Below are 12,688 nucleotides of genomic sequence, written 5' to 3' on the forward strand. Positions count from 1 at the left end.
ATTTACTATAACTTCTAAATCCAAAGTCGTGGTGCTGAAACATCCATTTACTGTATCAACCAATCTTACAAAAACAGTTTGTAAACTTGGAACAATATTAGTGTAAGGCGAAAAGATTTCATTTGTAGCCGCATTTGCATCAACCAATGTTTCATAATAAGTAACCGCTATATTAGCTTGACCATTAATCACCTCAGTATTTGCATCAGATAATGTAAACATAGCAAAGCCATCGGTATCATCATCACATACAGATAAAGGTGTTGGCACGATTATAGTTGGCCCTGGATTTACAATTAAATCGAAAGTTATAGTTTCAAAACACAACGTATTAAAATCATTTTCTACTCTCACAAATATAGTCTGAGGATTAGTCAGGTTAGTGTAAGGGCTTACTAAAGCATTAGCATTGTTATCTGCATCGGTTTGCGTTGGGTGATAAGTAAGGGTAGCATCCATTTGCCCATTAAGAATAGTAGCCGTTTGAGAATTTAAATCAAAAGATTCAAAACCATCACCAGAAATATCATCACAAACTACCATATCTGCAGGTTGGGTCAACACAATTCCAGAAGCTACTAATAACTCAAAAGTTGTAGTAACAAAACAATTAGGATTATTTGTGTTTACAATTCTAACAAAAATGGTTTGTGGATTTACTGTATTTGTAAACAAGTTAGCAAGCGGATTTGCATCATTATCAGCATCAGCTTGTGAAGCGTGATAAGATATTGTAACATCGACTTGTGCACCAATTACTTCAGCGTCTTTAGTAGATAAATCAAATTCTGTAAAATCATCTACAACAGCATCATCGCATAACTCATAAACCGAAATAGGATTAATTAATGGATTTGGAAAAAACGTAATCTCTATTTCTTCACTTAGCGTACAACTTTGATCAGTAACTTCAACAAGAAATGTATTTGAGTTTGGTGAAGAGACAGTAAGCGTTGGATTTATTTCTCCTGCCATTAGAATCCCGTTTTCAAACCATTGATAAGTTGCAGTACCAGAAGCAATATCTGCATCTAGAACAACATCTGCATCACCTTCACACAAATCTAGATCTGGACCTAAATCTACAGTAAAAGGTACATCCTTACTAACAGTAACGTCGTCTGTTATTACTACTGTATCACCATTACAATTTGTATAAGTTACTTCAGCTGTATAAGTAGTTGTACCTGTTGGACAAACATTTAATGTAGGTGTTGTCCCAATAACAGTTCCTGCAGAATCCAACCAAGCAAAATCAATTATACTAGGACCTGCTGGAGTAAAACGCCAAGCTTCGTCTGATGTTTGCCATTGTCCTGTATTTCTTCCAGGTGGTACAAAAGCTGTTGTACCAGCATCATTTTGAATACCAACTGCAGCATTACCACTATTCCAACCTGGACATAAAGGCTTATCTTTTATATAAATATCTATCACATTGGTCGTTTCATAAAACACAGCCATGTGTGTAGCCACTAAATCGTTACATGAAAACATTGGTACTTCAAAAAAGGATACCGCTAACACTCTATTTGGTGCTGTTCCAATAATTTCCCATGCAATCTCTTCTGCATTTCCTACAGATGGATCTATATCATGTGTAGGTGTGAAAATATTAGCTTCTCCTAAAGTATCATTGGTGTTATTTGGTAAACTCTCTGTAAATGCCCATCCGTTACTTGTATCTCCAGCATCAACATCAAAACTAATTACACCATTAGAACCAACTTGGAATTGAGTTTCAATATTTGTGAAAAAGCAAAAGTCAAAAGGTAAATTTTCAACATCAGACCAACGGTCATCTTGATTTGGATTCAAAGAATTTGTTAATCCTTCAAAAGCAAATGGTGGCACAAAAGGTATTTCAGATACTGTATATGTGTTTGTTTCTCCAATTTCTAAAAATTCTGCTGTAATATCTGTACAATCATCTGCGCAATCAATTATAATATCATCACCAGCTTCTACAAATGGAGTACCAGGTCCTGACGCACCAATTTGTGCCGTTAAGTCTATCATATTTGTACTAGAACAACCTGCAGGATTAGTATCCGTAATGACTAAAGTCACAGTATACAAACCAGCTGTAGCATATTGATGGGTTGTTGTTGCTCCTGCACCCATATTTGTATCTCCAAAATCCCATGTATAAGTTGCTCCTGTACCATCTATTGAAAATGTTCCACTCGCATTAAATGTAATCACTTCGTTTACATCTGCAACGACAACATTGTTTACATCAAAAGCTGGATTAGTACTATCTAAATTTGCAACAATTGATTGACAAGGTGTTAAACAAGCGATATCTGCTTCCCAACCAGTAGTTGTACCAGAACCGTTAGACACAAACTCAATTGTTAAACATCCTGAAGGTGTGGTTGCTTCAATAATACCTGGATTATTTCCTCCAGAAAACGAACCAAAAGATGGAAATGTATTATCTGGTCCATCATAAATAGTCAATATATCTGAATTTAACTGAGTACTAAAAGCCGTAAAACTTAACTGAATAGCATCTCCAGCAGCTGTTGGGCAAATAGTTAACGTAAAATCTTCGTTACTGGAATAAGGTCCAAACTCACCTCCAGAATCAAAAAATCGATCAGTACATTGATTTATAGTTCCATCTTGCATCAGAATATCCTGACCATATGAAAAAACTGAAAAAGCGATAAATAATAGAGTAATTACTTTTTTCATAATATGACGATTATTGAGGGTTTTGAGATTTGATGATTACTAAATATGGCGAATTATCAAATCGATAGGTTTTTGAACCTTCTCTTGAATAAAAATTGAATTGATATTTTAAAGGATTAAATGTGCTCGCGCTATAAGATGTATCGCGATTTAAAGCCTTATTATAATGATTGAAAAGTGCAACCGAAGATAAATTAGTAAAACTTGATAAATCTTTATCAGAAATCATAATTATTTCTACTCGGTTTCTAAGGATATTTTTTACATCCTTTAATCGCTGTGGTCTACTTAAAATATCTTCCTCAGCATGTTCTCCATAAACTTCGGTAATTTGCTTTAACTCATTTGCTGTGAGAGGCGCATCAACATTGTCATTATACACAACATGTTTTAATGGTTTTTGCTTTTGATTACTTTGGGAAAACGACGTGTTTATCGTTAACACACTAAAAATGAATGCCAAAGGCAAGAGGAATTTTGTATTCATAGCTTTCTATTGATTAAAAGACGTGAAATTTAAGAAAATTTTAATTAAAATACTGTTAATGTTGATTGGCAATTAACGACCAATACTTACATTACTATAACATTTGAGATTAAAAAACTCCTACCTATGTATTAACTTTTTTTAATTGTTTATCTTTGCAAACTCTAAAAGCAACTTTTTAAGTTGATTTAGAAATTTTTAATTTTGAGCAATTTTATAAAAAACGCTTGACAAAAATTTGATTAAAGAATACTATTAAATTTTAATAAAAAGGTTTAGTAATGTTCAGAAATATTTAATTAATGAAAATAGAAAAAGACTTGGAAGATTTTGAAGCAATAGGTGACGACCATGTAGGTTCTTCATCTGAAACACCATTACGTAATGATGCTTTCAAACTTAATAATGACGAAAAAATAGATATCATTAAAGACGATGTTCGTCATATTCTGGAAACCTTAGGACTTGATTTAACAGATGATAGTTTAAATGGAACTCCAAATCGTGTTGCAAAAATGTTTGTGAATGAGATTTTTGGCGGACTTGATCCTCAAAGAAAACCTAAAGCATCAACTTTTGATAACAAGTATAAATATGGTGAAATGCTAGTTGAAAAGAATATCACTGTTTATTCAACTTGTGAACACCACTTACTCCCTATCGTGGGAAAAGCACATGTTGCTTACATTTCAAACGGAACTGTTGTAGGACTGTCTAAAATGAATCGTATTGTGGATTATTTTGCAAAACGTCCACAAGTACAGGAGCGTCTTACCATTCAAATTGTAAAAGAATTACAAAACGTTCTTAATACTGATGACGTCGCTTGCGTTATTGATGCTAAGCACCTTTGCGTAAATTCAAGAGGAATTAGAGATATTGACAGTAGTACAGTAACTTCAGAATTTGGTGGGAAATTCAAAGAAAAAGACACCAAAAGAGAATTTTTAGACTACATCAATCTAGATACAGCGTTTTAGTTTTAAGGACCTTACAATTATTCAGCATGCAACTATACCAAGACCAAACAATTCAAATTTATAATTCATTAAGCGGTAAAAAAGAAGTTTTCAAGCCTATTGAAACGGGTTATGTTGGCATGTATGTTTGTGGCCCAACAGTTTACAGTAATGTACATTTAGGTAATGTTAGAACATTTATGTCATTTGACATGGTGTTTAGATATTTAAAACATATCGATTTTAAAGTAAGATACGTTAGAAACATTACAGATGCTGGACATTTGGAAAACGATGCAGATGAAGGTGAAGATAAAATCACTAAAAAAGCACGTTTAGAACAAATAGAACCTATGGAAGTTGTTCAGCGTTATACTGTGGATTTTCATAATATTTTAAATACACTCAATTTCTTACCTCCAAGTATTGAACCTACAGCAACAGGACATATTATAGAACAAATTGAACTTATCAAAACCATTATAGATAACGGTTTTGGATATGAAGTTAATGGTTCTGTTTACTTTGATGTACATAAATTTGATGAGTCTAACGACTATGGAAAATTAAGCAAACGTAAGCTTGAAGACTTAATTCATAATACCAGAGCTCTTGAAGGGCAAAGCGACAAGAAAAATCCTCAGGATTTTGCTCTTTGGAAAAAAGCCGAACCTCAACACATTATGCGTTGGCCTTCTCCTTGGAGTGATGGTTTTCCAGGATGGCATTTGGAGTGTACGGCAATGAGCACAAAATATTTAGGAGACAATTTTGATATTCATGGTGGTGGAATGGACTTAAAATTCCCGCATCACGAATGTGAAATCGCTCAAAGTGAAGCTGCAAAAGGAATCTCTCCAGTAAATTATTGGATGCATGCTAATATGCTTCAGTTAAATGGACAACGTATGTCTAAAACAACTGGAAACACAGTTAATCCTGATGAATTATTATCTGGAAACAACAAATTCTTCAGTAAAGCTTATGGACCAAGCGTCATCCGATTTTTTAATGCACAATCATCGTACAGAAGTGTTTTAGATTTAACTGATGATGGATTATTAGCGAGTGAAAAAGGCTTCTACAGATTAATGGATGCTATAAATGGTTTAGACGATTTAAAAGCAGGAACAACATCTACATTTAATGTATCCGAATGGAAACAAAAATGTTATGATGCCATGAACGATGATTTCAATTCACCCATTTTAATTGCTCATCTTTTTGAAGCCGGAAAATTAATCAATCAAATTAAAGACAATAATGCATCATTAACTTCTGAAGATTTAGAAGTATTAACACAAACTATGAATGCCTTTACCTTTGATGTCTTAGGATTGGAAAATGCTTCTAAATCTGATAGTGGAACTGATAAACTTTCAGGAGCTGTTGATTTATTAATTCAATTACGACAGGATGCTAGAGCAAATAAAGATTTTGCCCTTTCTGATAAAATTCGTGATGAATTAGCTGCTAAAGGGATTCAGTTAAATGATGGAAAGGATGGAACGACATTTTCGACCAACTAAGACCATAATGGACATATAATTTTATTTACTGTCACGCAATAGTTATGAAAAAAATACTCATTGCTCCTTTTTTATTTCTTATTAAAGTCTACCAAATGTTAATTTCACCATTAACGCCAGCATCTTGTAGGTTTGAGCCTACGTGTTCTCACTACAGTAAAGAAGCACTTGAAAAGCATGGATTGTTAAAAGGCGGGAAATTAGCAATAATCAGGATTTTTAGTTGTCATCCTTGGGGGAAAAGCGGTTACGATCCTGTTCCTGAGAAGGATGACAACTAAAAAAACATCAACACGCAAGCTCGCACGTTCACTAAAAATGTACACTGTACATTTTCTTTTTCGTTCCGTCGCCTTAGGGAAAAAGCGGTTACGATCCTGTTCCTGAGAAAGATGACAACTAAAAAAAACATCAACACGCAAGCTCGCACGTTCACTAAAAATGTACACTGTACATTTTCTTTTTCGTTCCGTCGCCTTGGGGAAAAAGTGGTTACGACCCTGTACCTGAGAAAGAAGATTAAAACTATCTTAAGGTTTACTGCCATTCGAGCATAAATATTATCTTTACCCAACACAAAACAAAACATATGTACGCTTTAGATATCGTCTGGAACCCTTCTAAAGGAATTGATTTAGGATTTTATACACTTCATTTCTACAGTTTAATGTGGATAACGGCCTTTCTATTAGGCTTCTTTATTATTAAACGTATTTTCAAAAACGAAAAGCAATCTAATGAAGCTCTAGATTCTCTATTTATCTACTCCGTTATTGGTATTATGCTAGGTGCACGTTTAGGCCATGTTATTTTTTATCAGCCTGAATTAATCAATGATGATTTCTTTAGCATTTTTCTTCCATTCAAATTTAAAGGAGGTATTGAATTTACAGGCTTTCAAGGCTTGGCAAGTCATGGAGCTGCCATAGGTATGATTTTATCTATGTATTTGTACAACAAAAAAGTAATCAAGAAAAGTGTGCTTTGGGTTCTCGATCGTGTTGTAGTTCCAGTTTCGTTAGGTGCCGTATTTGTGCGGTTAGGAAATTTTATCAATTCTGAAATTATAGGTAAAGCCACCGATTCTTCTTTTGGAATACAATTTATTCAAGACACCTACAATAAGTACGATGTTGTAAAAATCACAGGTATTAAAGACGTTAAAGATGCCTATACAGCTTTAGGTAGTGATCCTAAATACGCTGAGCTATTAGAAAAAGTACCATTTAGACATCCTGCTCAATTGTATGAGGCGTTTAGTTATGTATTTGTATTTTTAATATTGATGTATATCTATTGGAAAACGAATAAAAGTGAGCAACAAGGCTTTTTATTTGGTTTGTTTTTAGTCCTACTCTGGACCGTTCGTTTCTTTGTAGAATATGTAAAGGAACCTCAAAATATTGAACGAGCAGATTGGCTTTTAAATACAGGGCAGTTATTAAGTATTCCTTTTGTTTTAATAGGATTATATTTCATGTTTGTTTATAAAGCGAAACAGAAATTGAGCTAGTTATGAAACGTCAATGGCTTAAACTATTCGCTATTTCTACAATTGGTGTTTTGTGTTTCTCTAGTATTGCTTGTAAAGGAAATGAGCAAAATACTACAGTAAAACAAGCTACTATTCTTTTTAAAAAAGAAGGAGAAATTAAGATTAGAAAAGCGACTTCAGATTCTATTATCGCAACTCTTGATATTGAAATTGCTGATGATGACTATTCAACCCAAACGGGATTGATGTATCGTAAAAGCATGCAAGACAGTCAAGGCATGTTATTTATCTTTCCAGATTCTGAATTTAGAAGTTTCTATATGAAGAACACTGAAATCTCATTAGACATTATATATATTTCAGAAGAGAAACAAATTGTAAGCATTCAGAAAAATGCCAAACCAATGGACGAAACCTCTTTACCATCTGATGCACCTGCAAAATATGTATTAGAGGTCAATGCTGGCTTAAGTGAAACTTGGAGCTTAGAAAAAGGAGATACTATTGAATTCACATACAACTAAACCTTTATAATCTAAAAACAAAAAAGCCATTCAAATTGAATGGCTTTTTGTTTTTATAAAGACTAATGAATTATTCCTCTTCTTTAGGAGCTTCACCTTTATCATTTAATGTATCATACATAATTGGTGTAGCAATAAACACAGACGAATATGTACCAACAACAACACCTATGATTAATGCAAATAATAACCCTCTTAGCGAATCTGCACCAAAAGTAAACATTGCTATTAACACCACTAATGTTGTTAACGATGTATTTAATGTTCTACTTAATGTACTGTTGATTGCAGAGTTAATATTAGTTCCACCTTTAAATCCTGCTCTTTCAGCAATCACTTCTCTAATTCTATCAAATACAACAACTGTATCATTTAAAGAGTAACCAATTACTGTTAAGATCGCTGCAATGAAGGCTTGATCAATCTCCATACTAAATGGCATGAACTTATAAAGTAAAGAGAAAATACCCAATACAATTATCACATCATGGAATACAGCTACAACTGCACCAATTGAGAATTGCCATCTTTTAAATCTGAATAAGATGTAAAGGAATACCACAACTAAAGACCCTAAAACTGCCCAGAATGATTCTTTTTTGATATCATCGGCAATTGTTGGACTTACTTTACTTGATAATACTTTACCTACTCCATTTGTAGCTTCAGAGAATTCAGTATAAGAAATATCTGCTGGCAAGTAAGACTGTAATCCATTAAATAACATGGTTTGAATTTCTTCATCTGCTTCAGCTGAATTTTCATCTACTTTATACTTCGTTGAAATCTTTAATTGATTAGCAGAACCAATAGTTTTCACTTCAGCACTTCCAAATACGGCAGTTAAATCTTTTGCAACATCTTCAGAACTTACAGCTTTATCAAATCGTACTTGATAGGTTCTTCCTCCGACAAAATCAATACCTTGATCTAGTTTGTTAGTAAATAAAGACACCAAACTCACTACAATTAAAATACTAGAAATTACATAAGCAACTTTACGCTTAGAGATAAATTTGATATTTATATTCTTGAATAAGTTCTTAGTAATAGACGTAGAGAAATCTAAATTCTTTCCGCTGTTCACATACCAATCAACTAATAAACGTGTAATAAATATTGCTGTAAACAATGATGTTACGATACCAATAAGTAAAGTGGTAGCGAAACCTTTAATAGGACCTGTACCAAATACAAATAATATTAAAGCTGTTAAACCTGTTGTAATGTTAGCATCTAAAATTGAAGATAAGGCATTTGCAAAACCATCTTTAACAGCTTCTTTCATTCCTTTACCTTTTCCTATTTCTTCACGTATACGTTCAAAAATAAGCACGTTTGCATCCACAGACATACCAATTGTTAAAACGATACCAGCTAAACCAGGAAGTGTTAATACAGCTCCTAATCCAGAAAGCACACCAAAGATTAATAAGATGTTCAGCATTAAGGCGATATCAGCAAAAATACCAGCTTTACCATAGTACATAATCATCCATAGTAAGACTAAAGACAATGCAATTAAGAATGACTTTGTACCACTCTCAATAGCTTCTTTTCCTAACGAAGGACCAACTTGATCCGCTTGAACGATATCTGCAGAAGCTGGTAACTTACCTGCTCTTAAAACGTTTGCTAAATCGACAGCTTCATTCACTGAGAAGTTTCCAGAGATTTCAGTATTTCCACCAGAAATAGCTCCATTTGATGCTGTTGGTGCAGAATATACAATATCATCTAATACAATCGCAATCTGAGATTTATTAGTAAATGCTCTACCAGTAATCTCTTCCCATACTTTAGCTCCTTTAGCATTCATCTGCATTGTAACAGATGGCTTATTCGTTACACTATATGATTGACGTGCATCAGTAATTACTGCTCCACTTAGTTCTGGCTCATCAGCTCTATTTCCTTTTAAAGTATATAAATCTACATACTCAACTCCAGTGTCAACATCTAAAGAAGGTAAACCAAAAGCGAATCTAATATTTCTTGCATCTGCAGGAAGGTTAGCTCTTACTTGAGGCATTTCAAGATAAGACTGTAATTTCTCTTTATCTTCTAATTTAATTCCAATCATTCCACCAGAACGTGGAGGTCCCATCATATCAAATAATGGATTTACTTGAGCAACAGTTGTCGAATCAGTTGATGTATCACCTAATAAGTCATCAATTGTGCTATCTACAGAAGTTGAATCTTGTGTTTCAGCAGCTTCTTCTTTTTCATCAAGTCCTAAAACTTTTTTAAGTGTTTCATTTGATGCTACGAAGAAGTTTCCAATGGCTTGACCATTATCAACATCCCAGAATTGTAATTGTGCAGTAGTTGTAATTAACTCTGTTGCACGTTTTACATCCTTAACACCTGGAAGCTCAACTAATACACGACCTGAGTTACCTAAACGTTGAATGTTTGGAGATGTCACACCAAACTGGTCAATACGTTTACGTAATACTTCGAAAGCAGAAACGATAGACTCATCTACTTTTTCTTCAATTTTAGCTTTCACTTCATCATCAGTCATATTGATGTTTATCACATCATCTAAACTTCTGTTAGCAAATATATCTGGAGAGGCTAATTTTTGATCTCCTTTGGTTGCATCCCATGCTTGGTAAAACGATTCTAAGTAAGATTCCTGCGCATCTTTCTGAAGTTCTTCAGCATCAGCTAAAGCTTTATTAAAAGCTGGATCTTTACTTTTGTTTGCGAGACCACTTAAGATATCTTTTACTGAAATCTCTAAAATCACATTAAGTCCACCTTTAAGGTCAAGACCAAGATTCATCGATTTTTCTTTTACTTCTTTAAATGTGAAGTTTGCAACTCCTATATCAAATACTTCTTTACTTGAAAGAGAATCTAAATAGCGAACTTCAGCTTCGCTGATTGCTTCACTATCTTGAAATTTACTTTCGGCATAGATTTTTGCCTCTTTTTCAACTTGGTTAGCTTTGAATGTAAATGATAATTGGTAAATACTTACCAATCCAAATAACAGTGCAAAAAGCTTTACTAATCCTTTGTTTTGCATTACTTTAATTTTTTTAGGTCAAATTTTTAAAACGAGCAAATATATACTTTACTCCCGATTTGACAATTATTTTCAATGATTATATGCGTAATTGTGATAGCTTTTCGATTAAACACATATGGCTATCTTTTAAGTGAATGACTAAAGCGATAAACTACTTTGAGTCAATATATTTCGAAATTTTTAAGGATGTCTTAAGCTGTATAAGAAAATCTTTGCTTAGACTATTGATCCCATGAGCATTGGTCCTGCTCGAACCTCTGGGATTTTGTTAGACTTATGATCTATAGTAATTCCAGAATATTTATGGAATTTATAGGCAACTTTTACTTGTTGTTCAAGATAATTAAAATCAACCGCCTTAGTATTAGCATACGGATTAGTATTTGAAAGACGTTCATTATCTGTTTTATTCTCTAAACCAAGTTTTCCCGAAATGTTGAATACTGTATCAGATCCATTTTGGATTTCATATACATCAAGATTATAGGCAACAGAGCTTTCTTTAGAAGGGATTTCAAAAGGGATGTTATTATTATCCGCTCCAGAATCGTTTAATTCGAATGTCTGTTCTTTTGAAAGTATCTTCTTTATACTTACAATATCAGTAGTACTGAAATAGGTGATTTTTAACTGACCACTTTCATTTTGAGACACCTGAACATCATGTACACCAACTGTTTGCAACTGTTGTTTTACAGTCGCAATAGCATTTTGCGCTTCGTCACTTGTAACAGTTTCGCTGGTAAACTGTAATACTATTTCTTGATTAGGTGTAATGTTCTGCTCATGAGAAGCTATACCACCTAATAAGGCTAGAATTATGACTAAAGCACTAATGTACCATCTTTTATTCATGAGCCAAATATATAAAAAAATAAAGACTGTATTTCTACAGTCTTTATTTCAATGTATGTTATATGAATTATAGTTCTAATAATCCGTTAGTTTTCTTTACACCTTCTGCACTTTCAATCATATGTGCTTTTTCAGCATCACTTAATGGTACATCAACAATACTTTCAATACCGTTTCTTCCAAGAATTACTGGAACACCAATACAAAGGTCATTTAAACCATACTCACCTTCTAATAATGTAGAACATGGGAACATTTTCTTCTGATCACAAGCAATAGCTTGAACTAATCCGCTTACTGCAGCTCCTGGAGCATACCATGCAGAAGTTCCTAATAACTTTGTTAATGTAGCACCACCTACTTTAGTATCTTCTTTTACCTGGTTTAAACGGTCTTCTGAAATAAACTCAGATACGTTAATACTGTTTCTAGTAGCATGAGATGTTAAAGGCACCATTCCTTTATCACTATGTCCACCTATAACCATTCCGTCAATATCGCTAATAGGAGCGTCTAAAGCTTCAGCCAATCTATATTTGAAACGAGCAGAATCTAAAGCGCCACCCATACCAATAATTCTATGTTTTGGTAAATCAGTAGTTTTGTGAACTAAATATGTCATCGTATCCATTGGATTACTAACAACAATTATGATAGTATTTGGTGAATGTGCAACCAAACTAGAAGACACCGTTTTAACTATACCAGCATTAATACCAATAAGTTCTTCACGAGTCATTCCTGGTTTACGAGGAATACCAGAAGTAATCACACAAATATCACTATTTGATGTTTTTGAATAATCACTAGTACTACCTGTAATTTTAGTATCAAATCCGTTTAATGAGGCACATTGCATTAAGTCCATTGCTTTCCCTTCAGCATATCCTTCTTTAATGTCTAATATCACGACTTCTGAAGCAAAGTTTTTAATTGCAATATATTCTGCACAACTTGCTCCAACTGCTCCTGCACCAACTACTGTTACTTTCATATTCTTATTTTTTAATATTTTAAAATTGTGTTGTTATTTGAGTGTGCAAAATTACGAATTATTCTAGTCTTAAGGAAGAAAGTAAATAGATAATTCTTTCTG

10 protein-coding genes are annotated in these 12,688 nt (G+C 33.4%); 5 read left to right on the forward strand and 5 right to left on the reverse strand.

Annotation, left to right across the window (positions count from 1 at the left end):
• Together RH81_RS12065 and RH81_RS12070 are read right to left on the reverse strand one after the other, a co-directional pair.
• Positions 1 to 2,700 (reverse strand): PKD domain-containing protein (locus tag RH81_RS12065; protein ID WP_152604833.1); only part of this gene is annotated, 2,700 nt, incomplete at its 3' end.
• A 10-nt stretch (positions 2,701 to 2,710) separates the two neighbouring features.
• Positions 2,711 to 3,187 (reverse strand): RNA-binding protein, encoded by a 477-nt coding sequence (locus RH81_RS12070; protein ID WP_033960664.1) that lies wholly within the window; start codon positions 3,185 to 3,187, stop codon positions 2,711 to 2,713.
• Positions 3,188 to 3,489: 302 nt separating this feature from the next.
• Here RH81_RS12070 and folE point away from each other — a divergent pair, with 302 nt between their 5' ends.
• From folE to RH81_RS12095, 5 genes are all read left to right on the forward strand, one after another.
• Positions 3,490 to 4,167 (forward strand): GTP cyclohydrolase I FolE, encoded by a 678-nt coding sequence (gene folE, locus RH81_RS12075; protein ID WP_033960666.1) that lies wholly within the window; start codon positions 3,490 to 3,492, stop codon positions 4,165 to 4,167.
• Positions 4,168 to 4,193: 26 nt separating this feature from the next.
• Entirely contained in the window at positions 4,194 to 5,675 is a 1,482-nt protein-coding gene (cysS, locus tag RH81_RS12080; protein WP_033960667.1) for a cysteine--tRNA ligase, read from the forward strand.
• 44 nt (positions 5,676 to 5,719) lie between these two features.
• The gene (gene yidD, locus RH81_RS12085) at positions 5,720 to 5,956 is read left to right on the forward strand and encodes a membrane protein insertion efficiency factor YidD (protein WP_033960669.1); all 237 of its coding nucleotides are present in this window, start codon (positions 5,720 to 5,722) and stop codon (positions 5,954 to 5,956) included.
• A gap of 308 nt (positions 5,957 to 6,264) precedes the next feature.
• Positions 6,265 to 7,188: a prolipoprotein diacylglyceryl transferase gene (gene lgt / locus RH81_RS12090; protein ID WP_033960670.1), complete on the forward strand. Its 924-nt coding sequence runs from the start codon at positions 6,265 to 6,267 to the stop codon at positions 7,186 to 7,188.
• Positions 7,189 to 7,190: 2 nt separating this feature from the next.
• Positions 7,191 to 7,694 carry a DUF192 domain-containing protein gene (locus RH81_RS12095; protein ID WP_033960672.1) on the forward strand — a complete coding sequence of 168 codons (504 nt, stop codon included), beginning with the start codon at positions 7,191 to 7,193 and terminating at the stop codon, positions 7,692 to 7,694.
• Positions 7,695 to 7,764: 70 nt separating this feature from the next.
• Here RH81_RS12095 and secDF read toward each other — a convergent pair whose 3' ends face one another.
• The 3 genes from secDF to RH81_RS12110 all read right to left on the reverse strand — a co-directional run bounded on the left by secDF (position 7,765) and on the right by RH81_RS12110 (position 12,586).
• Positions 7,765 to 10,734, reverse strand: a complete 2,970-nt coding sequence (secDF, locus tag RH81_RS12100; protein WP_033960674.1) for a protein translocase subunit SecDF — start codon at positions 10,732 to 10,734, stop codon at positions 7,765 to 7,767.
• 219 nt (positions 10,735 to 10,953) lie between these two features.
• Positions 10,954 to 11,592 (reverse strand): hypothetical protein, encoded by a 639-nt coding sequence (locus RH81_RS12105; RefSeq protein WP_033960676.1) that lies wholly within the window; start codon positions 11,590 to 11,592, stop codon positions 10,954 to 10,956.
• Positions 11,593 to 11,659: 67 nt separating this feature from the next.
• Positions 11,660 to 12,586 carry a malate dehydrogenase gene (locus RH81_RS12110; protein WP_033960677.1) on the reverse strand — a complete coding sequence of 309 codons (927 nt, stop codon included), beginning with the start codon at positions 12,584 to 12,586 and terminating at the stop codon, positions 11,660 to 11,662.
• Positions 12,587 to 12,688 lie beyond the last annotated feature (102 nt).

Origin of the sequence: Psychroserpens jangbogonensis (assembly GCF_000797465.1) — a bacterium.
Classification (GTDB): Bacteria; Bacteroidota; Bacteroidia; order Flavobacteriales; family Flavobacteriaceae; genus Psychroserpens; species Psychroserpens jangbogonensis.